The organism is Candidatus Dechloromonas phosphoritropha, from assembly GCA_016722705.1.
In the GTDB taxonomy this organism is placed as follows: domain Bacteria; phylum Pseudomonadota; class Gammaproteobacteria; order Burkholderiales; family Rhodocyclaceae; genus Azonexus; species Azonexus phosphoritrophus.
This window is the reverse complement of record JADKGN010000004.1, coordinates 2,366,450-2,388,419: the sequence shown is the minus strand read 5'-3', so window position 1 is coordinate 2,388,419 and position 21,970 is coordinate 2,366,450. Positions and strand designations below refer to the sequence as shown.

Annotated in this window: 19 protein-coding genes and 1 tRNA gene; 8 read left to right on the top strand and 12 right to left on the bottom strand. The window is 60.5% G+C overall.

Annotated elements, in window-relative coordinates; all coding sequences use genetic code 11:
- Window positions 1-28: 28 nt before the first annotated feature.
- Complete coding sequence (locus IPP03_17275; protein MBL0354314.1) at window positions 29-2,188, top strand: hypothetical protein; 2,160 nt, start codon at window positions 29-31, stop codon at window positions 2,186-2,188.
- Window positions 2,189-2,351: 163 nt separating this feature from the next.
- Here the strand turns inward: IPP03_17275 and IPP03_17270 are convergent, their stop codons facing one another.
- The 3 genes from IPP03_17270 to IPP03_17260 all read right to left on the bottom strand — a co-directional run bounded on the left by IPP03_17270 (window position 2,352) and on the right by IPP03_17260 (window position 6,770).
- Entirely contained in the window at window positions 2,352-3,485 is a 1,134-nt protein-coding gene (locus IPP03_17270) for a catalase family protein (protein MBL0354313.1), read from the bottom strand.
- 1,634 nt (window positions 3,486-5,119) lie between these two features.
- The gene (locus IPP03_17265) at window positions 5,120-6,418 is read right to left on the bottom strand and encodes a hypothetical protein (GenBank protein ID MBL0354312.1); all 1,299 of its coding nucleotides are present in this window, start codon (window positions 6,416-6,418) and stop codon (window positions 5,120-5,122) included.
- Window positions 6,419-6,422: 4 nt separating this feature from the next.
- A complete protein-coding gene (locus IPP03_17260; protein ID MBL0354311.1) occupies window positions 6,423-6,770 on the bottom strand; it encodes a hypothetical protein in 348 nt (115 codons plus the stop codon).
- A 445-nt stretch (window positions 6,771-7,215) separates the two neighbouring features.
- Between IPP03_17260 and IPP03_17255 the strand changes: the two genes are divergently transcribed.
- Both IPP03_17255 and IPP03_17250 read left to right on the top strand, forming a co-directional pair.
- The gene (locus IPP03_17255) at window positions 7,216-8,136 is read left to right on the top strand and encodes a TIR domain-containing protein (GenBank protein ID MBL0354310.1); all 921 of its coding nucleotides are present in this window, start codon (window positions 7,216-7,218) and stop codon (window positions 8,134-8,136) included.
- Complete coding sequence (locus IPP03_17250) at window positions 8,133-9,404, top strand: OmpA family protein (GenBank protein MBL0354309.1); 1,272 nt, start codon at window positions 8,133-8,135, stop codon at window positions 9,402-9,404. Before IPP03_17255 ends, IPP03_17250 begins: the two co-directional genes overlap by 4 nt.
- A gap of 17 nt (window positions 9,405-9,421) precedes the next feature.
- On the opposite strand, the gene IPP03_17245 is transcribed toward IPP03_17250, so the two are convergent.
- On the bottom strand, window positions 9,422-10,246 hold the full coding sequence (locus IPP03_17245) for a transporter substrate-binding domain-containing protein (protein ID MBL0354308.1): 825 nt from the start codon (window positions 10,244-10,246) through the stop codon (window positions 9,422-9,424).
- A 10-nt stretch (window positions 10,247-10,256) separates the two neighbouring features.
- Complete coding sequence (locus IPP03_17240) at window positions 10,257-11,654, bottom strand: GntP family permease (protein ID MBL0354307.1); 1,398 nt, start codon at window positions 11,652-11,654, stop codon at window positions 10,257-10,259.
- A gap of 478 nt (window positions 11,655-12,132) precedes the next feature.
- On the opposite strand from IPP03_17240, the gene pap reads away from it, so the two are divergent.
- On the top strand, window positions 12,133-13,824 hold the full coding sequence (pap, locus tag IPP03_17235) for a polyphosphate:AMP phosphotransferase (GenBank protein MBL0354306.1): 1,692 nt from the start codon (window positions 12,133-12,135) through the stop codon (window positions 13,822-13,824).
- A 362-nt stretch (window positions 13,825-14,186) separates the two neighbouring features.
- Here pap and ppk2 read toward each other — a convergent pair whose 3' ends face one another.
- Window positions 14,187-14,957, bottom strand: coding sequence for a polyphosphate kinase 2 (ppk2, locus tag IPP03_17230; GenBank protein MBL0354305.1), 771 nt, complete (start codon window positions 14,955-14,957; stop codon window positions 14,187-14,189).
- A 720-nt stretch (window positions 14,958-15,677) separates the two neighbouring features.
- Between ppk2 and IPP03_17225 the strand changes: the two genes are divergently transcribed.
- Complete coding sequence (locus IPP03_17225) at window positions 15,678-15,950, top strand: oxidative damage protection protein (protein ID MBL0354304.1); 273 nt, start codon at window positions 15,678-15,680, stop codon at window positions 15,948-15,950.
- Window positions 15,951-16,051: 101 nt separating this feature from the next.
- Here the strand turns inward: IPP03_17225 and rpiA are convergent, their stop codons facing one another.
- Entirely contained in the window at window positions 16,052-16,720 is a 669-nt protein-coding gene (gene rpiA, locus IPP03_17220; protein MBL0354303.1) for a ribose-5-phosphate isomerase RpiA, read from the bottom strand.
- A gap of 112 nt (window positions 16,721-16,832) precedes the next feature.
- On the opposite strand from rpiA, the gene IPP03_17215 reads away from it, so the two are divergent.
- Window positions 16,833-17,396 (top strand): hypothetical protein, encoded by a 564-nt coding sequence (locus IPP03_17215; protein ID MBL0354302.1) that lies wholly within the window; start codon window positions 16,833-16,835, stop codon window positions 17,394-17,396.
- 645 nt (window positions 17,397-18,041) lie between these two features.
- Here the strand turns inward: IPP03_17215 and IPP03_17210 are convergent.
- Window positions 18,042-18,437, bottom strand: a complete 396-nt coding sequence (locus IPP03_17210) for an MAPEG family protein (GenBank protein MBL0354301.1) — start codon at window positions 18,435-18,437, stop codon at window positions 18,042-18,044.
- 111 nt (window positions 18,438-18,548) lie between these two features.
- A complete protein-coding gene (locus tag IPP03_17205) occupies window positions 18,549-18,956 on the bottom strand; it encodes a phage holin family protein (GenBank protein MBL0354300.1) in 408 nt (135 codons plus the stop codon).
- Window positions 18,957-20,019: 1,063 nt separating this feature from the next.
- Between IPP03_17205 and IPP03_17200 the strand changes: the two genes are divergently transcribed.
- Both IPP03_17200 and IPP03_17195 read left to right on the top strand, forming a co-directional pair.
- Window positions 20,020-20,793, top strand: a complete 774-nt coding sequence (locus IPP03_17200; protein ID MBL0354299.1) for a slipin family protein — start codon at window positions 20,020-20,022, stop codon at window positions 20,791-20,793.
- An 18-nt stretch (window positions 20,794-20,811) separates the two neighbouring features.
- Entirely contained in the window at window positions 20,812-21,018 is a 207-nt protein-coding gene (locus IPP03_17195; protein MBL0354298.1) for a hypothetical protein, read from the top strand.
- A gap of 205 nt (window positions 21,019-21,223) precedes the next feature.
- On the opposite strand, the gene IPP03_17190 is transcribed toward IPP03_17195, so the two are convergent.
- From IPP03_17190 to IPP03_17180, 3 genes are all read right to left on the bottom strand, one after another.
- Entirely contained in the window at window positions 21,224-21,442 is a 219-nt protein-coding gene (locus tag IPP03_17190; GenBank protein ID MBL0354297.1) for a hypothetical protein, read from the bottom strand.
- A gap of 116 nt (window positions 21,443-21,558) precedes the next feature.
- Window positions 21,559-21,822, bottom strand: a complete 264-nt coding sequence (locus IPP03_17185) for a transcriptional regulator (GenBank protein ID MBL0354296.1) — start codon at window positions 21,820-21,822, stop codon at window positions 21,559-21,561.
- A gap of 71 nt (window positions 21,823-21,893) precedes the next feature.
- Window positions 21,894-21,970 (bottom strand) — tRNA-Ile (locus IPP03_17180).

Here is a 21,970-nt window from a genome sequence, read left to right as displayed (position 1 = left end):
CGCCCCAGGTCAGCGGTGGCGTCCCGCCATGAGGCTGCGCAAGCTCCTGCTAGTCAGCCTGCTTGGCCTGCTCGGCCCAGGAGCACTCGCGCCGGCAGCGGCTGACACCCATCTTCCGCCGCCGACCTGGGTCATCGACCCGGCCGCCCCCGGCGACAACCTGCCCGCTGCCGGCCGCTCCCTTTTCGACCAGGTTTTCGCCGTTGACCGCAACGGCCGGGCGGCCATCGAGTTGCCATTCCCCTTCGCGGCCCTACTCGCCCGCCTCGACGCCCAACTGGCCCAAGACCCGGCCAGTCCGTTGCCACCGGCCAAGCGCGTCCTCATTCCCCTCGGCCGCTCCCTGCAGCGCACTGCAGCGGCCCCGGACTACTTCGCCTATCCCCGCGTCGTGGTTGCCGTCGATGGCGAACCGGCCTCGGCCGCCACGCCCTTCCTCAAGGACCGGCTCTACATCGGCTACCAGGAAAAATCCGCCGTGCTCGAGGTCATCAGCTACAACGAGGCCGCTGGCCGTTTCGAGTTTCAGTTGGTCAAGGACTACCGGGCCGGCGGCCAGCCACAAGTGGTCTACGCCCCCCGCATGGTGTGTTTTGCCTGCCATCAGAACGGTGCGCCCATCTTTTCCCGCGCCCTGTGGGATGAGACCAATGCCAATGCCCAAGTGTCCACCCTGCTCGCCGCCAGCGGCCGAAGCTTTTACGGCATTCCGCTCGACAGAGGCGTGGATATCCCTTACGCCATCGACAACGCCACCGAACGCGCCAACGGTTTCGCTCTGACCCAGCGTCTGTGGCGAGAAGGCTGCGGTGATGCCGATCTGCCCGCCCGGCGCTGCCGGGCCGGCCTGTTTTCCGCCGCTCTCCGCCACGCCCTAGCGGGCGGCCAGGCGTGGTTACCGGATGCCAATTTTGAACAAACAGTCAGTGCCGCATTGCGAGCTACAGCTTTCCACCGTTGGTCCGGCGGACTGGCCATCGGCAACCCGGACCTGCCCAACCGCAACCCACTGCAAGCCATGAGTACCTGGCCGGCCAATGACGCAGCTCGCAGCGCCTTCTCCCACGTGCCGGCCCGCTTCGAACCCCTGGCCCCGCGTCCGGCCCGGGGCCTCTGGCAAGCCGAAGCACCAGGCGCTGCAAGCACCTTGATTGCCGGCCTGGCGGAGTTCATAACAGCCCCGGACCGCCGGCGCCTCGAAGCTGCCCTGGCCGAGCAAGCGAATATCGTCACCAAACGAGTGACCGTACCCTGCCAGATCAACGCCAGCGCGCCGGCATCACGTTGGTCAGTGCAATGCGCACCGCTTCCTGGGCAACCAGGGCCGACGCTGAACGGCACCCTCTCTCTGGCTGCCGGCCGGCCGACAACAGGTCAACTCGGCCGCCTGACCCTGCCCGGCGGCACCGCCTTGAGTAGCCTCGAACTTATAGCTGCTGGCAAGTCTTCGGCGAGTGGCGCGGTATTCCTCGCCCGCGTCGACGGACGCCTGCCGCGCACCGCTGACGGAGACGCCATCCGCCGCCTGGAATTCCGCCGTAGTGCCAGTAACCCGGCTAGCGGCGAAGTAGTATTGGAGATTCGCCAGGAATTTGCCGCCATCGAGCTGGCCATGACAACCTTGGTTGAAAGCGCCAAAGGCCAAACCCTCTTCGTCCCCGGCGTACTTCCACGGGAAGCCATGATGGCAGCAATATTCAAGCAACTTGGCGTGCCCGCACAACCCCCCTGCTGCGCTGCTGCCCAAGCCCTGCCCACACCGCGCCTGGAAGTTTCGGCGCGTGTCCCGGGCGCCCAGACGAGCGCCCCGATGGACGGGTTCCTGCAAGCTTTTTATCCCTACTGCGCCGCCTGCCACCAGACTGCGGAAACTTTTCCACCAAATTTCCTTGCCGGCGACGGTGCCCAGGTCGCTGCCCGGTTGCGCCAATGCGCACCACGGCTTTACGTACGTCTGGCCATGGCAGATGTGCCAGCCGAGAAGCGAGAGAAAACGCCCATGCCACCGGAAACCATGCTGCCAGCCTTTGCCACCGACGTCAAAGGCTGGCATGCCAGCCCGACCCGCGCCGCCCTGCTCGCCCAAGTCGGCAACTGGCTGCAGGCCGAAACCGGCCAGCCGCCGAACCTGGCCCACCTGCTGGCCGGCGGCTACGAAGCCCTGCGCCCCTGCCTGCCGGCGCTATGAGACAGAATCACTTGCCAGCCAGACACGCGCCGACGCGAGAGTTGTGGATGGAAACGCTCAGCCGAACCGCGCATCGGGGAGGCGTTAGATCCGCCTTGGAATCTTCACCAACCTGTTGCGCTGCGGACATGAAGGCGCAAGGAAGCACGCTATTCGGCAGGGCCTAGGGAAACGCCTCCGAGCCGTCCGGCTCGTAGTGCGGCACCTTGTTCATGTCATGCCGAAACTTCGAGAGTTCGTAATACATGCGCTTGCGCGCGCGGCTTTGATTGCCGAGTGGACGGTGGTCCGGGATGCAATGCCACGGGTTGTACGACAAACGCCGCGCGAAGGCGATCTGCTCGGGCGAATCAAATTTCTGCCTGGGGATGTGCAGGGTCGCCACCGATACGCGCGGCGACAGCCGTTCCGGCCACAACACGGCGGCATTTTCGATCGGCATCAAATGCGGATCGGTCTGCAACTGTACCCGGACATCGAGATCGACATCGCCCTTGGCGAGCGCAGCCACCATCGCGTTGCGCAGATAGTCGTCAGGCGGGCGCAGCGGTAGCCGCGGTATCGGGGTCTTCTCCTTCGACACCGGCCAGAATGAATACTCCATCGCCTGCCCTTCGCCCATGAGATAAGGCACGCAACTGAAGTACGGGGCTTCAAGCGGACTGCTTTGCGTCTTGGTGAACAACCCCTGCATGATCAAGTCCAGCACGTGCGGACGCCTGAAATTCAGGAAGTGAAAGATCGCCGCATCCTTGGCGCTCCACTCCTGCAGGTGCGCATTGGCGCGGGTGTCTGGGGTCACGAAGGTCGGCGTCGACACACCGAACATATCCTGTGTGAATCTTTCTTCGCCCATGAGCTTGCGGCCAGGCACGTCCATCAGCTTCACGCTGATGCTCATGAAGCCCACGTCATCGATATCCGGCGTGACATACGGTCCCGGTCCGGAAAACCTCACCCACGCCGGATACGAACGCCGCACCGCAAAAATGCCACGGCGGAGCGGCTCCGGGAGATTGTCATGGACGATGAACTCGGCGCGGACAATGCCTTGAGTCTTGGTGTTGCCGCCACGCTCAAAGCCTCCCGGCTTCCACAGCCCGCTCATCTGCTTGCGAAATGTCGCGATGATCGACTCGAGATATTCCTCTTCGCCGGGCTGCAGGCGCTCTTCGGCGATCTTCAAGCCTTCGTCGGTGCGTCGAGCGTTGATCAACATCGTAACGAAACGTGCGACCGGGTCGCGCAGTACCGCGTCAAACGCCGGGCGCATCCACGGATCGATGCGCCGCTGCATTTGTATCAGGAACAAAGACGTATCGGCGACCCAGTCGAGCAGCAGCGAGCCGCTATTGGCGGGCGGCACCGGACGACTGGTATTCGAATTCACATTCACCTCCCTCGCCGGAACACTGCTGGGCAGACCGGCCGTCGCCAGATAGCGCAATGCGCGTATGCCGGGCATGAAAAAATATGCGCCTCCACGTACCGTAACAAACGCTGGCATTTCCGTGAGCCGCTGTATGGCTCCGTCGCTCTGCGGCACCGAATACACATTCGTGGGACTGCCATCGGGCCCCGGCTGGCGATGCCCGAGCAACGGATCGCCTTCATTGGCTAATCCCGCAAACTTCGTGCCGGCGATCCATGCCGCCTGCACGAACTCAAACTGGCGGCCGATGTTGGCCCCCAGACAAACGAAGTACAGTCCCGTTTCACTTGGCGCAGGCTTCTCGGAAAGCGCCTCGTCGAGGGTAATCTGCGTACCGTACTTGCGACCACGGCGCAGCAATCGGTGAAGGCGTGTCGTGGCGACGAGATCGGCATCGAGCAGATCCGACTTGAATCCCAGCGTGCGTATGAGACGCGAAATGAAAGAGGACTTGCCGCCCGGCAGATCGGCATTGCGCGGATTGCTGCGGCGGATATGCGCGCCCAGCGGACACTGCAAACCCTCCGCATCGGCGCGATAATCAAAACCGTTGAGATCGTCTTCGGCTTTCACCGGGTCGCTGGCGACTGCACCAGCCGGGCAGCCAATCAGCGGTGTGCCATCGCGGTTGCGGCCCACCATGGCCGCTGCCAGCGGCTCGCGCATCGTCGCATCGCCAGCGGCCTGGGCATCAAGATAATGCCAGAACCCGTGCACATCCTGCTCAAGCTGGCGCATCACGAGATAACTGCCGTTACGCCCGAGGTCGGCCTTGTCCGGCGCATCTTCCGCACGCGCGAGCGCGGAGGCACCAGCACGCTTTGGATCGAGCAACGGGCGATCGGTATAAGCGCCATACTCATTCGGATAACCTAGGACATATTCACCCAGGCATGACAAATTCAGGTAGCTGTACTGATCCTCGTCGACCGCCGGGCGCTCCCGGCGCCAATCGACCTCCGGCTGCGAGATGCCGTCGACAAATCCGAAAGGTTCAAGACGATCCAGATCCGCAGTCGACAGACAGCCAATTTCATCGAAGCCCACACGGCACTGTGCCCGGACGTCACGCTGGAAATCAACCAACTCACCGGGCAAGGCATAGAGCATCACCAGCACATGAGGCGTACGTTCTCCGGCGCCCCATGCCCACTTCGCCGGATCGTTCGCCGCAATATCACCGAGCCGGCGCGAGCGTCCGGGATCGGCGCTCATGCCGTTCATGAACTCGTTCGAAAAACCTTCGACGATGTCCGGCGCCACATCCAGTGCACGCAGTCCATCGCTGGTAAAGGCAATCTGCAGTGCGGACCTGGGTAGCGGCTTGGCCGCGATCGCGCTGGTAACCGGCGCCGCCGCGAGCCAGGCACGCGCCGCAACACGATCCTTGACCCGCAACAGCAGAAAGCACGATTGCGTCAGATGCCTGTACCCAAAGCGCAAGAGGCCCTGTATTTCCTGCCATTCCTGGGCCAACGGATCTTTTTCCACCGGTGTGCTCATAGCAGCCTCAACCAGGCAAGCGCCTGCGCATCGGACATCGATGCACACTCAATGCCCTCGCGTATGCGTTGGTTGCGCACCATATCGGCCAGTGTCAGTCCGGGGCAGGCCTTGTACCAGACCTGGCTCGGAATCTGGTGCCGGCGTTGGTAATACTTGAAGCGTTGCTCGGATCGCGCGCCGCGCTTGATCAGCCAATCGGTGCGCGGCCAGCCGATACCGTTGCTGAATATCAGGTTCAGCCCCCACGCCACCTTGTTGATGAAGTCATCCATGTAGGCCTCGTGGCTGCCATCGTAATTGCTGGTGAACAGGATGCGCGCCTTGTTGTCGATGAATACCCAGCGCGCGAAATGAATCGTACGCACGCGCCCCAAGTGACCGCGATTGAACACATGCCTGCACGCATAATCGATCAGCAGCAGGATCACCGACGCCAGCCAGCGGCGGAACCGTCCCGGCTTGAGCGAGCCCAGCGCCGAAAACTGGTTGGTGACATCGCGATCTTCGAGAAGCCGCAACGCTTGCAGCGCATCGGGATCGGGGCGTGGGCAGTATTCCGGATCACTCTTCTCGCGCTTGCGCAAAACCATTAGCACGAACGGCAGCGCCAGGATAATCAGCGGCGACAACAGGATCCCCGCCAGTGGGAGCCCGATTACGTGCAGTCCGTTCGCGATGCGCCAGCCGAGCGGCGTGGGTTGCGGACGGGTCAATCTCAGCCTGCCAGCTTGCACCTCGTCGTGCGCGAAGCGCACCATTTCGTGCCGCAGCGCTTCAGCACATTCGCTGGCGGGCGATCTGCCTGCCCGCAACCTCGCGGACAACGCATGCTGCAACGCGCTGTCTTCGCGCACCTCGCGCACCGTGCGGCCACGCCAATTCACATAATTGGCGGCAACCGGCACATCATGCTCGACCAGCCACGCATATAGATCACCAGCCGGGTCAAAGCCCTCGCAATGCGCGAAAATTCTGCGCAGGCCGTCACCCGCGCGTTGCGCGAAATCCGCAAGCAACACGCGCGCCGTGCCGTCGCAATCCCCCATGAAAACCAGATAAACAGGAAACTCGGGCGCCGGCCGCCTGTGCACAGCGAAATCATTCAGCGTCGCATCGTCGAGCAGCGCAAAGCGCGCAAAATGTACCTGCCCGAATTGGCCAAAGGGCACCAGTGAGTTGTTCGGGTCGGCGATCCCAGGCTGCAGATTCATTGTGTCGAGCAACGCGCGCAACGCGGCCTCGCGTCCGGTCGCGACGGGTACTAGCACCATGAAGGGAAATTGCGGCGTCACAGGATCAGAACTTCAGGCAGAAGTCGATCCGCGACGCATCGGATGAAGCGAGCACGATGCACTCCTTTCCATCAAGCCAGTTGGGTTCCCCATCAATTTTGCCAACAACGGCTGCGCGGCCCACCATGGGTCTCCGGTTCCTCGGCAAGCCTATTTGTGAGTCGAAACCTTTGCCTTGCCATCCGCAACAATTGCCAGTTTCGGCGGCCTTCGACGATCTGGCAGTGCGAGACATAACGATCGCGGCGCCCCTGGCTCGATCGTTCGGCATGGCGTCCGCAAGGCTATCGCTGAACGCGTTGTCGAGGTAACTTTGCGTCATCGACATCCGCTTTGCTTCCTCGTGTTCCATGGCCATCTCCTGTAGAAGGTTCCGCGAAGGACAGCTAATGCGAAGCCATTATCACAAATATCGCGATCTCGTCAATCCGGGCCAAGTCGAGTCCGCTGCCCGACGCCCCTGGAAATCCCGCGCGGACGCAGATTCGGGCTATACCTCGGGTTCTGAAAGTTCGCATGGGCGCGACCGTCAAGCGTCAAGGTCCCTTGACTGCCAGATCAAAGTTGCCGAATATGGATCACTCGCATCTCGCCCGGGACGAAAGTTGCCAGGCCTCCATCCTGTGCAATGCCCGACCTGGCCCAAGGAGTAATGACCGCCTGCCGGATCGACAGAAATTGACGGTCGACCGCGAAATGAAACGTAATTTCCATCGGCGATTCTACCGAAAGCAGGTTCGGACAGTCGTTTGGAAAGTTTTTCGGCTTTTGATTTTCAACCTTGCCGGGAGGGGGGCATGGCCGACATCTTCCTGAGTTACACGGCGCAGGACCGGGAGCAGGCGCGGCGCGTTGCGACGATGCTGGAATCGGTCGGCTGGTCGGTCTGGTGGGACCGCCGGATTCCGGCCGGCGAAACCTGGCGCGGCGTGTTGGAAAAAGCGCTTGAGAACATGCGCTGCATGATCGTCCTGTGGTCGGCCCGCTCGATCGAAAGCGAGTGGGTTTACGAGGAGGCCACCGAGGGGCACCGGATGGGCAAGCTGGTTCCGGTGTTGATCGAAGCCGTTCGCCCGCCGGCCGGTTTTCGCGAGATCCAGGCCGCCGATCTGACGAACTGGGATGGCTCGCGTGAATTCGAGGGCATGCGCATGCTGATTACCGACCTCGAAAATCTCCTCGGCAAACCTGTTCCTGCCGCGCCGCAGACCCCGGTTAAGTCGTCCGACAATATCCCGGCCTATGACCCGGCTGATCTAGCGGGTGGCACAACGACAAGGCATTGGTGGCCACCAAGCGTGTTAACGACGATGGCAGTTGCCGGTGCGCTGCTCCTTGTCGCTGCTGCCGCCTTCTTCATCCTCTCATCACGGGAACCCGCCGTGGTCGCCCCCCAGGCACGCGAACCCGTGCGGCAGGAACCCGCCCGCAGGCCACTACCGGCTGAGCACGTGCCACCGCTGGCGGTGCCCTCGCCAGCCGAACCAGCGGTAGCGACGATTGCCCCCCGGGAGCCCGCGCCGAAACCCGCACCCACCACAGAAGTAACCACACCGGCCATTGCACCACCCCGTACCGTGGCGCGACCAACCACCAAACGCGCCGAAACGACACGCGCAACCAGCGCGCGCTGCGCCGATCTTCTCTACCGGATGCAGCTGGGAGAATCGCTTTCTTACGAAGCGCAAGCCACATTCAGAAAGGAGTGCCAGCAATGACTACCCTCTATCGCCAAACCGCTATCGCCAGGCAATTGATCGCCGCACTGTCCGTCGCACTGCTGGCCTTTGGCTGCGCCAGCCTGGGCGAAGCGCCACCAACTTTGGCGGCACCTGGCGCCAGCAGCGCCGTCCAGCCACCCGCAACGCCGCCGGCACCGCCCCCCGTGCAGCCATACGACAAGGCAGTCCTGAGCGCGGCGACTGCCCTGTTCAAAAACGCCAGGCTGCCGCCCGAGGGGGTGCCGGTGCAAACCCGGTACACCGTGGTAATCGACCCGTTGATCGACGGCATGACCGGTACGCAATCGGTCGCCACCCACTCGATGGGCGCGCGCCTAACGACGATGATGCACGAACAGTACCCGCAATTCGACGTCAAGGAATTCTCCGCCGCCAATGTCGCCAAGAGCCCGCTGGTGCTGATCGGCACCTTCACCGGCGTCAACGCGCAGCGGCAGACCACGGGGCCGCGCGAGGCCTACCGGATTTGCCTGGCGCTGGCCGACCTGCGCACCGGCAAGCTGGTCAGCAAGGGGCTGGCATTCGCCTTGCCCGAGGGCGTCGACCCGACGCCACTCGCATTCTTCCGCGACGCCCCGGCATGGTCCGAAGATCCCGCGACCGAGGGCTACATCAAGACCTGCCAGGGCACCAAGGCCGGTGATCCGATCAACCCGCTGTACCTCGACCGCATCGTTGCCGCCTCGCTGGTTGCCGAGGCCATCGAGGCCTACGACATGGGGCGCTACCAGGAGGCGCTTGATCTCTACAAGAGCGCCCTGTCAACGCCGGCGGGAAATCAGTTCCGCGTCCTCAACGGCATCTATCTCGCCAACTGGAAGCTAGGGCGCCAGCAACAGGCGGAAACGGCCTTCGCCAAGATCGTCGACTATGGCCTCGAACACCGGCGCCTTGCCGTCAAGTTCCTGTTCCGGCCCGGCTCGACCGCTTTCGTGCAGGACCCGAAACTGAGCGGCCCGTATCCGGTCTGGCTGAAGACCATTGCCGCACAAACATCGAGCGGCGGCAAATGCCTGGAAGTGACGGGCCATACCAGTCCGACCGGCCCGGAACCCTTGAACGAACGATTGTCACTATTACGGGCGGAATACGTGAAATCGCGTCTGGAAGGGGCGTCACCCGCACTCGCCAAGCGGATGATCGCCAACGGTGTCGGGTCCAAACAAACAATGGTCGGCAACGGCCGCGACGACGCCAGCGATGCGCTCGACCGCCGGGTGGAATTCAAGGTGATCGGCTGTTGAGGGCCGGGCCGCACGCCCTACCTGCCCTCCCAGACAGGCTGGCTGAAGCGCAACCGCATCTCGTCGGGAATCGGCACGATCTTCAGGCGGTTGTATTCGTCCGCGATGCGTTGGTAGGTGCCGTCGGCCTTTACCGCCTCAAACGCTCTTTCCCACTTCTGGGCCTCGGCATCGGGCAAGTCCTTGGAGGCGGCGAGGTAAATTTCACTCTTGCGCACGATCTCGCCGAAGTTGAGCGCTTCGAGGTTGCCGCCGACCTCGTGCATGGCGTAGATTACCATCAGCCGCGGCGCCAGCCAGGCGTCAATCCGGCGCTGCTGCATAAGGCGCGCGTTTATCCATTCCTCTGGCTGCGGCTTGATGCGCGTGAAGCCGCGTTCCCTGAGTAGAGCCTCGGCACCCGAGCGGCCGAGCACGCCAACCGGGCGGTCCTTGACCTTGTCGAGGCTCGAAACGTCTACGCCCTGGCCACCGACAAGGATCAGGTCATCCGTGACGACCCTGACCAGCCAACGGTACTGATTCTCCCGCTCGGGCGTTCGCGTCAGCGCCAGGATGCCGATGTTCGGCTGCGTCCTTGCAATGCGTTGCGCCTCGCCCCAGGGGATAAACTCTATCAGCCCGGTGTGGCCGACGCGTTTAGCCATTTCGGTGACGACCTCGTACACAAGGCCCTGGTCGACTCCGGGCGTCTCGCCGACGCTGGCTGGCGGAATCTGGAAGGAATAAGGCGGAAGCTCCGCCGCGAGCAGGCGCAGTTCCTTCGTCTGCGATTGCGCCTGCACGCCGGCAGGCGGAAGGAACGATATCGCCGCGACAAGACACAGGATCAGGGTACGCACGGTCATCCCCTCAGAAAGTGCCGAACATGCCGTTGAGGAAGATCACGGCCACCATCGCCAGCAGCGGGAAAGCAACCGCCACCATGAAGATGTCGAAGTACGACTGCTTGTGGTTCAGCCCGCAGATGGCGAGCAGCGTGATCACCGCACCGTTGTGCGGCAGCGCGTCAAGGCCGCCCGAGGCGAGCGCGGCGACGCGGTGCAGAATTTGCGGGCTCAGGCCGGCAGCCTGCGCCAGCTCGAGGTACTGCTGCCCGACCGCCTGCAGTGCAATGCTCATGCCGCCCGAGGCCGACCCGGTTATGCCGGCGAGCACGTTGACGATGATCGCCAGGCCAACGACCGGGTTATCGGTGAGCGACATCAGCCAGATCTTGATAACGGCAAACGCCGCCAGACTGGCAATCACGGCCCCGTAGGCGACTTCCGAGCCGACGTTCAGGATCGGCAGCATCGAGCCAAGGGCACCGTCGTTCAGCGACTGGCGAACATTCCGGAAACGCTTCCAGGTAAGGGCGATGAGCACGATACAGGCCGTCACCATCGCGACGATGATCGCCCATGTGCCACCGACCGCCGCGGCGGTCGTCTTGCCGTACTTGGGTGTGGCCAAGTAGGAGAAGTCGAGATCGACGATGATGTACTTGCTGAAAATGAAGTTGATCACGAGCACCAGAATGACCGGGGTAATCGCCACGGCGAACGATGGGAGCCCTCCCGCCGGCGCCAACGCCTGTGACGCTGAAGTCTCCGGCCCCTCGGCGCCAAAACCTTCGCCGGCGCCCTGTGCGCGCCGCGCCCGCATCATGAGCCAGAGGCTGCCCAAGGCGAACATCATGACGCCGGCGATGATCCCCAAGCCGGGCGCAGCGAATGCATCGGTGTGGAAGTAAGGCATCGGGATGGCATTCTGGATCGCCGGGGAACCGGGAAGCGCCGACATGGTAAAAGTGAAGGAACCGAGTGCGATGGTCGCGGGAATAAGGCGCTTTGGCAGGTTGCCCTCACGGAACATCTGGATGGCGACTGGGAACACGGCGAAGGCGACGACAAACAGCGAAACGCCCCCATAGGTGAGCACGCCGCAGGCGAGGACGATGGCGATGATCGCGCGCTCCTTGCCGGTCCACTCGACGATCTTGTGCGCGATGGTCCGGGCGCACCCCGAATCGTCCATCAGCTTTCCGAAGACGGCACCAAGCAGGAAGAGGGGGAAGAACTTGATCAGGTAGTTGCCCAGGGCCGGCATGAAGACCTGGGTATAGGTTGCCAAGACAGGCGCCCCCGGATCTCCGATCAGGAGGCCCGCCAGCGCGCAGATTGGCGCGATCAGAATGACGTTCCAGCCGCGATAGGCGAGGAAAATCAGCAGCAGAAGTGAAACGAGAATTCCCAGAATACCAAGCATGGCTACCCTCCGTTCGCACAAGCATGAATCAGGATACTAGACTTTCCGCGACTGCATTCTAAGCACGATTATGATTTTTGGACAAGATTAATGGAACAGGGCCATTGCATAAGCAGATGCCAAAGATCCTGACGGAAAGTTTTCTTACAGTCAGGTAGTTATGGTAAGAACTTGTGGACCCGGGTGAAGCTCAGTGACCTGGCGCACCGAATCAATGCGGCCAATGACGGCACAGTCCGAGCAGTCGACCAACGCCACGACGCCCTCCGGCGGCAGGATCGAAGCGATCTGCGCGACGACGCAGTCATGGGATTTTTCGACATGCGGGTGAGGCAAGGCTTTCTTATAGTCTCAAGTAGCGCCATACTCACGCAGCAAAAATGGGTTGGCGGCAGGGCGGACCGGAACTTGAGGAAGGACGGTTGGCTTTCTTAGCACCAATCGGTCTTTTTGGGTAACTTGAAAGAGGAGACTGGAAATGTTTGAATCGGCAATGCTCGGTCACAAGATCGACAAGGAAACGTTCAAGGTTGAGGTACCCAAGTTGCGCGCGGGGCTGCTCGAAGCACAGGAGAAATTGCGCGAAAACGGTACCTTTCCGGTCATCATCCTGATTAGTGGCGTCGATGGGGCGGGCAAGGGTGACACAATCAATAGCCTCTACGAGTGGATGGATCCGCGCTACATGTCTACGCGCACCTTTTCCGCGCCAACGCAGGAAGAGCGGCAGCATCCGTCGATGTGGCGTTTCTGGCGGGCTCTACCGAAGAAGGGGCGAATCGGGATTGCGGCGGGTTCGTGGTATTCATGGCCAGTTGCCGATCGGATTGCCGGTGGTCTTTCGCGATCCGATTTTGACCAGCGCATGGATGAACTCAACCGCTTCGAGGAGATGCTGGTCAACGAGGGAGCGTTGGTGCTCAAGTTCTGGATACATCTCTCCAAGGATGCACAACGTGAGCGCCTGGCGTCGATCGAAGCGAATCCGCTGACCCGCTGGCGGGTGACCAAGGCGAGTTGGGATCGGCTGAAGACCTATGACAAAATGCTTGCGGTGGCGGGACATCTGCTACGTACGACAAGCACGCCTTGGGCACCCTGGATCATTGTCGAGGGGGCGGACGACCGCTATCGGTCGCTGACCGTCGGCAGGACAATTCTCGAATCGCTTCAGAAGCGCCTGGCCGACAACCGACCACAAACGTCCCCGGTGGCGCCACCGTTCTCACCGCGGTTCGATACTCTCGACGTGCTGAGTGCGCTGGACATGACACAAAGTACGCCGAAGAAGGACTACGAGACCGAACTCGCGACATGGCAGGGACGGCTGGCGGAACTGATGCGCCATCCCGAGTTCAAGAAGCGCGCTCTGATTCTCGCATTCGAAGGTTCAGACGCGGCTGGCAAGGGCGGTGCCATTCGACGGGTGATGTCGGCGATGGATGCGCGGCAATATCAGATCATCCCGATCGCGGCACCGAACGAGGAGGAGCGGGCGCGGCCCTATTTGTGGCGATTCTGGCGGCGAATGCCGCGCCTCGGGCGCGTTACGATTTTCGACCGCACGTGGTACGGCCGGGTGCTTGTTGAACGGGTAGAGGGATTCTGCAGCCAGGCCGACTGGCTGCGCGCTTATGCCGAAATAAACGATTTCGAGCATGACATCTGGCGTGCTGGTGGCATCATCGTCAAGTTCTGGTTGCAGATAACTGACGAGGAGCAACTCAGGCGCTTCGAGGAGCGCGCCCAGGTCGAGCACAAGCGCTTCAAGATCACCGAGGAAGACTGGCGCAATAGGGAGAAGGCCGGGGCATATCACGAGGCGGTCTGCGACATGGTCGATCGTACCAGTACGGGCACCGGACCGTGGACGATTGTCGAGTCGAATGACAAGTACTTCGCCCGAGTCAAGGTCCTGCGAACGATCTGCGAGCGCCTGGAGAAAGAACTCAAGATCGACCTGGCAAAGGAACCCAGGACGGTGATAACAAGAGACGCAAAGGTGGCGCCGGCCAAGGATGCGTCCGGAAAGGAAGCCTCGAAGGCGAAGGGCGACCACGGCAAACTCTCGACGGCTCAGTTAGCCAAGGAGCGGACGGCCGAAAAGGCGAAAGCGGCTAAGGAAGCAAAGGTCAGCAAGGAAACCGAAAAGACCGGCAACCCTTCTTGAGATGTGGTGAGTATCGAGTCTTGCCCGAGTTGTCGCTTGGTTCCGGTCGGTAATACCTTAGGCCAACGTCTTTCGCGGCAGGACTCTTCTTATCGCATTCAGTAGCAAGGCGCCGCAGGGCCAGCCACAAGCGTGCGTCGGCGCCGATATGCCATGCCGGGAGCGGTTTTGCCGTGGATTGATCGCGCAGTCGTGTGAAGCGCGATACGCTTAATTGCCTTCGGAAACGGAAGCGAACTGTTCACCAGTTTCCGACGGGTGCGGGCGCGGCTTTCCAAATTTTGCGTACGGTACCCGGGTGGATGCGCAACCACCCGGGATAAAGGGCGACCGGAACAGGTCCCGGTCGCGGAGATACTCGATCAGAAGATTTCGGGTATGAAGGTCTGGTCCGACATCGGCGGCCGCACATAACCCTGGTCCTCCTGACGCGGCGGCAGTTCGATGCGCTCCGGCGTAAGATCCTCGTAGTCGATCAGGCTCAGCAGGTGGGTCATGACATTCAGGCGCGCGCGCTCCTTGTCATCCCCGTGCACCACATACCACGGCGCCTGCTTGATGTCGGTATGGGCGAACATCTCGTCCTTGGCCTTCGAATACTCGACCCAACGCGCGCGCGACTGCAGATCCATCGGGCTCAGCTTCCAGTGCTTGGTCGGGTGGTAGATGCGCTTCCTGAAGCGTCGTTCCTGCTCGTCGTTGCTGATCGAGAACCAGTACTTGATCAAGATAATGCCGCTACGGGCCAGCATGCGCTCGAATTGCGGGCAACTGCGCAGGAACTCGCTGTGTTCGTCAGGGGTGCAGAAGCCCATCACCTTCTCGACCCCGGCACGGTTATACCAGCTGCGATCCATGAGGACCATTTCGCCGGCTGCCGGCAGGTGCAGCACGTAGCGCTGGAAATACCACTGACTCTTCTCGCGCTCGGTCGGCGCTGGCAATGCGACGAGTCTCGTGACGCGCGGGCTCAGGCTTTCCGTGATGCGCTTGATGCAGCCGCCCTTGCCGGCCGCATCGCGCCCTTCGAAAATCACGACGACTTTGAGCTTCTTGTACTTGATCCATTCCTGGAGCTTGACCATTTCCACTTGCAGGCCTGCAAGTGCCCTCTCGTATTCGCCTGCCTTCATGTGCTTGTGCTTCTCGGTGCCTTCATCCGACACCTCCTCGCCGCTGCCCCTGCCGATGAATTGCGTGGCTTCCTTGCGGGATGCCTTGATGGCCTTTACCGCATCCTCGGCTGCCTTCGTCAGCGCTACCTTGGCCTTCACGGCGCCATGCGAGGCTTTCGCTAGTGCCTCCTTGTCTTTTGCCGTTGGCGTGGCATTCTTTGACGCTGCTGACTTCGTTGCAGCGCTCGCCGCTGGCTTGGTTGCCTTGGTTGCAGCGGCCTGTTTCGTCACCGCAGCTGCGGGGGGGTTGGAAGACGCGGTTGCCGATTCATCCTTGGTGACCTCGGGGGTCCCCTTCTCGCTTTCAGTTGCCATGTATTGCCCTCCATTTTCAGTTAGCGACCGCGCATTATGAGGCAAATACCGACCTGTATAGCTGAAAACCGTTCCCGGCCTGAATCAGATCCAGGCAAAACCGTCGGCGTAGCGAGACACACGGGTGGTGTGGTGAGTTGAGGGCAACGAGAAATGGCCGCGACAGGCGGACCCGATTGCAGGTCTAGCCGGCTGGCCAGCTTTCGGTCAGAATGACTTCCGGTGGTAAGATTTTCGCCTCGCAACGCGGTCAGTCAGGCACGGTCGACGAACGCGAACCTTTTTCCTGTTGGGCGGGCGGGCGATTTGGCCAGCCTGTCAGCGAATTCATGATTCAACACGCAGTTAGCTATGGAGTAACAGATGGCACGAACCGTCAATTGCATCAAGCTTGGACGCGAGGCCGAAGGTCTCGATTTTCCGCCCTACCCGGGAGCACTTGGCCAGCGAATTTTCGAGAATGTCTCGAAGGAGGCATGGCAGCAATGGATCAAGCTGCAGACCATGCTAATCAACGAAAACCGGCTCAATCTGGTGGATGCCCTCCACCGCAAGTATCTTGCGGAACAGTTGGAGAAGCACTTTTTTGGCGCTGGGGCCGACCAGATTCAGGGTTACGTTCCGCCACCAGCCTGAGAACAGGATCGGTGGCAAGAGTTCTCGCCGCGGCGGGAACTCTTGTCTTGGAAAATTGCCCTTTCCTGGCCGTCGACCGCAACAGTCTGCTTACCGGCGAATCAGAAAATGCTCTTGACACCCTCGGCTCTACCGAGCAGCAGCAAGTCGGCAGGGCGGATGGCGAACAGGCCATTGGTGACGACGCCGGCCATCTGGTTGATTTCTGATTCCAGACCCTTGGGGTCGATGATGACTAGACCCCTGACATCGAGAATGACGTTGCCATTGTCAGTGATGAAGCCCTCGCGCAGCACCGGATCGCCTCCCAGTCTGGTCAATTCACGGGCGACGTAAGCGCGAGCCATCGGAATGACCTCGACCGGCAGGGGAAACCTGCCCAGCGTCGCCACCGCCTTTGAACCGTCGGCGATGCAGATGAACTTCCGCGCGACCGCCGCGACGATCTTCTCCCGCGTCAGTGCGCCACCGCCACCCTTGATCATGTTCAGGCCGGCATCGATCTCGTCGGCACCGTCGACGTAGAACGGAAGATCGTCGATGTCATTCAGATCGAATACCACGATACCATGGCTTTCGAGTCGTCTTTTCGTGGCTTCCGAACTGGCAATCGCGCCCTTCAAGCGCGTACGGAAAGTGGCGAGGGCATCGATGAAGCAGTTCGCGGTCGATCCGGTACCAACGCCGATGATGCAGCCTTCCGGGGAATTCTCGGCCACATGGTCGGCCGCCGCCTTTCCAACTGCAATCTTAAGTTCGTCCTGTGTCATGTCGTGTCTCGGCTTTTTGAAGTCATAAACATTTTACTCGCCAATACTTCGCACCAATTGCATCTGAAATTGCTAACATGCGGGTTGTCTATTTTTTCTTGAGGAGAGGCAGATGTCTGAAGAATTGAAACCGGAAACCCCCGCAGCGAAGCCTACCGTTACCCCCACGCCAGCCACAGCAGCGACACCAGCCGTAGCAGCGACGCCACCCGCAACAGCCAAGCCAGCCGCAGCCAAGCCAGCCGCAGCCAAGCCAGCCGCAGCCAAGCCAGCCGCGGTAGTCACTCCGGAACCGGCACAGATCAAGGCCAAGGTTGAAAGTGCACCGATTGCAGCAAAGTCGTCGACACCGGTTGGAAGCGATCTCGACGAGACGAAGGAGCAGAACGAGAAGGTGCTTTCTGACGCACTGGCTAAGGCCAAGGCCGCGAAGATTACCCAGCCGCTTGGCAAGCCGGCACCGTCTGGCGCTGCAATGGCGGATGAGGCTACCGAGGCCAAGGTGAGCAAGAAGGCAGCCAAGCAAGCCGCTAAGCAGGAAAAGATGGAAGCCAGACAGGCCAGCAAAGCAGCCAAGCAGGCCGCCAGGCAGGCCAAGAAGGAAGCGAGGCGAGCCGCCACGCAGGCCAAGAAGGCCAAGAAGGTGGCCAAGAAAGCTGCCAAGAAAGCCAACTAGGCACCCCGAATTGTGACGATGCCTGAAACGAGCAGTCGCCGCTTGCCTGGGACAGGAGCTTAACGCGGATTTTCGAGGCAGCGTCAGGCCCAGTGAGTTGCTCCGCGGTGCGATCGATCTTCCGCAGGCTGGAAAGGAGATTGCACCGACGGCAGAGGGAGTTCGTTGGTGAATATCCAGGGCGGCTACGGTCGGCCCGCTGATTCGGCATGTTTCCGAGCGCTCGGCGCGGATGTCGAATCATCCGCAAAGCACCCCTACTCTGTGGTGAGTTGCCCGAGTACGGATCTGGCGAGGCCGTGTCTTATGCCCTTCTAAATAAAATGGGATCATCTGTCGATTGGCTTGGCGTGGTCCTGCCTTATCGCCTGAACAATCTTTCGATCTTTGTCGTCGAGGAAGCCCAACGGGGTAGCCAGGATCGCCACCATTGCCGCAACTGCGGAATTCGGTCGCCGAGGAGGATAAGGCCCGATAAATCCCAGCAGCGGCCCGGGCAGTAGAGCCTAAGGTGATCTGGTTGCCTCAATCACCGTTCCAGGCTGGACCCAATTGCATGGAAATCATGGTGATGGCAAAGCCTTGAATTGCCGGTGCGCTGCCGGCGATTGCGGGCCGACAGCCAGCAAGCCTGCGCGGGACCGTTCAAGCGATGGCGAGAATGGCAACGCTTACAGCGAAGCCGGCCGCCCACACCAGTGAGCGAAGCGTGCCAAGATTCATCAGATAGGCAATGACATAGACGATGCGGGCGGTAACAAACCACAGTGCCAGGGCATCGATACGATCCTGATCCGCGTGCGCCTGCTGCGCCAAAATTACAGCGGCAATGAACAAGGGCAGAGCCTCAAACCCATTCGCCTGGGCCGCATGGGCACGCTGCTGCCAACCGGTCAAGCGAGCCTCCCATTCGCGCGGGTGCTTGTTGTCATAATGCTCGCCATTCCTGCCTCTCGCCAGAACCGAGGCAGCCTTCGCCAGACCTATGGTCAGCACCGGCAAAAGGCATACGGCCAAGATACACCAATGAGCTATCGGCATGAATCTATCTCCTCTCGTCGTAGGCAGATGCGGGCCATTCTGGATTGCCACCCATGGGGCAGGTCGGATTCCAACCCATGTCCCTGGGCAGAGACAGAACGGACCGGGAATTCAGAGCCACACAGTGTTTCCTTGAGTGTGCGGAATTCGATACCACGATGCCTCGTTGCCAGGCAGCAGCGCCCCCAGCGCCAAGCTCAGGACTGCGATGAATATGCCAGCGAAGAAAGCCGTCCAGAACCCGGAGATCTTGAAACCCGGAACCACGGCCGATACCAACAGCAACATCAGCGCATTGATGACCAGAAGGAACAGGCCAAGGGTGATCACCGTCAATGGCAGCGTGAGAACGATTAGGATGGGTCTTATGACTGCATTCACGAACCCAAGCAGTAGCGCAGAGACGATTAACGACGAGGTATTGGCGAAGCGGATACCACCAAACACGTGGCTTGCCATCCAGAGCGTGAGCGCCGAAAGCGCCCATTGCAGAAGAAAGGGCGTCAAATTGTCGAGCATGGTTTGATCAGTTGCCTTGAGGTTATTCGGCTGGTGCGAAGTTGAGTGCCTGTCCTGATTACCCGGGCCAGCGCGGTAATGTTAGCGCGAAAGGTGGAACGGCCGGAGAAAATGTCGCGGAATGCAACTGCCGACAAATAGAACGAATGCCCAGCACCGGAGGAAGTACGAGGCATTCAAGACGGACAGTGTCGGGGAAGGGGGAGAGGTGGGCCGCTCGGGCTGACGGGGGATCAATGCATGAGTTCAAGATACCTGCGCAACCTCGTCAACACAAGTGACGGATTGCAACAGTGCGTGTCAGTCGCCTTATTGGCAATAAGTTTCCGACACCGCGCGATAAAGGCGAAAGGCGTGCATGAAAAATTGCCCTTGCCTGTATCACCTGAGTCACAGATTCGTGTTGACCGTGATCGATCTCACGCGGCGCCTGACATCCAAATGGGAGAATGCATCCCATGAGCCTAATTCGCACCACTTTGTTCTGGATTGCCGCAATTGTCCTTCCTGGCGGACTGTTGCTGCTTGCGCCCATGGCAATTCGGGCGGCCCGGCGGATCCGCGCCAAACGGGAGTGAACCGACCAAAAAAAACAGTAAGCCACACCGAAGGATGGCCTCAGGCCTGCTTATCCGCGCGGCACCAGTTGTTACGTGGTTGCCTTCGGAGTAACCCCCGGCTTCCTGCCGGGCGCGGGGCGCGGAATATACCCGGCAATCCGGCACTGGAAGCCTTCCACGGGCGTGCCGCTGGCGTAACTGGGACGCTGCACCGGGAGATGTCGCCCTGCGCCGACAGTTCCGAAAGGGATTCCCTTACGGCATTTCCGTAGTTCCGCCTTGGCCCACAGCCTTTGGCGAAAGCCTTCCAGGTGTCAGGGGCGGTGTTCCCGCTAAGCGCTGAGCGCTGGTGCCCAATCACAGCTACTGGTTCAAGAAGGCAAGGAACTTGTAATTACCTGATACTCTATCGAATACGGGGTCGATCGACTACCGGCAGTGGCGGCAGTTCTCGAGCCCCGCGCCGCTGAACTACCTCAGAACAAAGGAAACACAAAATGCTCCTGGACCTCAGTTGGTTTGCGCTCGGCTTTACGGTTTTGGCGTCCGCCTTGTTCTTCTCTTCGGCAATCCGCATTTTCCGTGAGTACGAACGTGGCGTTGTCTTCACCTTGGGTCGCTTCTGGAAGGTGAAGGGCCCAGGGCTTGTCATCATCATCCCGGTGATACAGAAGGCAGTCAGGGTGGATCTGCGTACGGTGGTTCTGGAGGTGCCAACGCAGGATGTCATTTCACGTGACAACGTTTCGGTAAAAGTCAGCGCGGTCGTCTATTTACGCGTCATCGATCCGGAAAAGGCGATCATTCAGGTCGTCGACTACCTCAACGCCACCAGCCAATTGGCACAGACGATGCTGCGTTCTGTATTGGGCAAGCACCAACTGGACGACATGCTGGCCGAGCGCGAGAAGCTCAATACGGACATTCAGCAAGCCCTGGATGCACAAACCGACTCTTGGGGAATCAAGGTTTCCAATGTCGAGATCAAGCAAGTGGACCTGACCGAATCAATGATTCGGGCGATCGCCAGGCAAGCCGAGGCGGAACGCGAGCGGCGTGCCAAAGTGATTCACGCTGAAGGAGAATTGCAGGCATCTGAAAAGCTATTTCAGGCTGCACAAATACTCGCCCAAGAACCCCAGGCAATTTTGCTGCGCTATTTGGAAACCCTTACGGTGATCGGCGCGGACAAGAACAGCACTATCGTGTTTCCCTTGCCCATGGACCTTGTTGCACCGCTTCTGGCGCGAGCAAAAGTTGGGAGCGACGGGAACTGATCCAGACCAAGGGTGGGAATGCATGAAGTTTACGTGACTATCGATGTTGAAGCCGACGGCTCGGTGGCTAGCAAATATTCCATGCTGAGCATTGGATCGGCGGCCGATGCAGCCGGAAGCGTACTTGGCTCTTGCCAGCAGAATACCGAACCGCAGGTGGCCAATACCGCTTCTTCATTCTGTATCGCGTTTCAGCGCAACGATCTTCTGAAAGACAGGGGGTAGCCCAATAAGGCGAAAGCCCCGCACTAGGGGGGAGTGCGAGGCTTTCAAGACGGCCGGCTCAGGGGGAGGGGGAGAGGTGGCCGTCTAGGCTGATGTCTGGTCAGCGCATGAATGCAAGATACCGGTCCAACTGCGGCAACTCAAGTAACGGCTTGCAACAATGTGTGTCTGCCTGTGTACGGTTGCAGCAGTGCCTTGGCTGCCCCTATTGACCAGACTGATCGTTTGGCGGGTTCGAGTCCTTTCGCTTCTTCCAACTCCCCAGAAGTGCCGCACCCAGACCCAGCAGGATCTCATCCACGAAAGGAATCATATCCGGGATGAAAGAGTCGAGAACGAACAGCACGGCGGTAATGCCGAACAGGACCGGAAAGCGAAGCCTGGTGAGGTAGGCAATAAACGGGGCTATGATCAGCTTGTGCATGGGGCTTCTTTGGCGATTTCGATGGTCATGGGATCGGATGGTAATCCTGGGCCAATAAAGCAAAAAGCCACCCCGAAGGATGGCTTCATGCTGGCTCAACTGCCTGACCGCATCGGTTACGTGGTTGCCTTCGGAGTAACCCCCGGCTTCCTGCCGGGTGCGGGGCGCGGAATATACCCGGCAATCCGGCACTGGAAGCCTTCCACGGGCGTGCCGCTGGCGTAACTAGTGACGCTGCACCGGGAAATATCGCCCTGCGCCGACAGTTCGGAAAGGGATGTCCGCACCTCATCCAGAGAAATGCCGGTGGCCGCCGCAATCTCAAGGTCCAGCAGTTGGCCGTGTTTCTTCAGGTACTCATAAACCTCGGAAGTGTGCATTTGAAACTCCTTTCTGAAGACGGTGGTGCGTGGAGCAAGAGGCCGATGAACTGGCCTGCTGCTTGATTTACTGGTGGGCCCGCAGGGACTTGAACCCTGGACCAAAGGATTATGAGTCCTCTGCTCTGACCAACTGAGCTACAGGCCC

Bases quoted from the DNA above. Each gene is read 5' to 3' on its own strand.
- IPP03_17275 (MBL0354314.1), top strand. From the start codon at position 29: ATGAGGCTGCGCAAGCTCCTGCTAGTCAGCCTGCTTGGCCTGCTCGGC.
- IPP03_17270 (MBL0354313.1), bottom strand. From the start codon at position 3,485: ATGCAGCGGCGCATCGATCCGTGGATGCGCCCGGCGTTTGACGCGGTA.
- IPP03_17260 (MBL0354311.1), bottom strand. From the start codon at position 6,770: ATGGAACACGAGGAAGCAAAGCGGATGTCGATGACGCAAAGTTACCTC.
- IPP03_17255 (MBL0354310.1), top strand. From the start codon at position 7,216: ATGGCCGACATCTTCCTGAGTTACACGGCGCAGGACCGGGAGCAGGCG.
- IPP03_17250 (MBL0354309.1), top strand. From the start codon at position 8,133: ATGACTACCCTCTATCGCCAAACCGCTATCGCCAGGCAATTGATCGCC.
- IPP03_17240 (MBL0354307.1), bottom strand. From the start codon at position 11,654: ATGCTTGGTATTCTGGGAATTCTCGTTTCACTTCTGCTGCTGATTTTC.
- pap (MBL0354306.1), top strand. From the start codon at position 12,133: ATGTTTGAATCGGCAATGCTCGGTCACAAGATCGACAAGGAAACGTTC.
- ppk2 (MBL0354305.1), bottom strand. From the start codon at position 14,957: ATGAAGGCAGGCGAATACGAGAGGGCACTTGCAGGCCTGCAAGTGGAA.
- IPP03_17225 (MBL0354304.1), top strand. From the start codon at position 15,678: ATGGCACGAACCGTCAATTGCATCAAGCTTGGACGCGAGGCCGAAGGT.
- rpiA (MBL0354303.1), bottom strand. From the start codon at position 16,720: ATGACACAGGACGAACTTAAGATTGCAGTTGGAAAGGCGGCGGCCGAC.
- IPP03_17215 (MBL0354302.1), top strand. From the start codon at position 16,833: ATGTCTGAAGAATTGAAACCGGAAACCCCCGCAGCGAAGCCTACCGTT.
- IPP03_17210 (MBL0354301.1), bottom strand. From the start codon at position 18,437: ATGCCGATAGCTCATTGGTGTATCTTGGCCGTATGCCTTTTGCCGGTG.
- IPP03_17205 (MBL0354300.1), bottom strand. From the start codon at position 18,956: ATGCTCGACAATTTGACGCCCTTTCTTCTGCAATGGGCGCTTTCGGCG.
- IPP03_17195 (MBL0354298.1), top strand. From the start codon at position 20,812: ATGCATGAAGTTTACGTGACTATCGATGTTGAAGCCGACGGCTCGGTG.
- IPP03_17190 (MBL0354297.1), bottom strand. From the start codon at position 21,442: ATGCACAAGCTGATCATAGCCCCGTTTATTGCCTACCTCACCAGGCTT.
- IPP03_17185 (MBL0354296.1), bottom strand. From the start codon at position 21,822: ATGCACACTTCCGAGGTTTATGAGTACCTGAAGAAACACGGCCAACTG.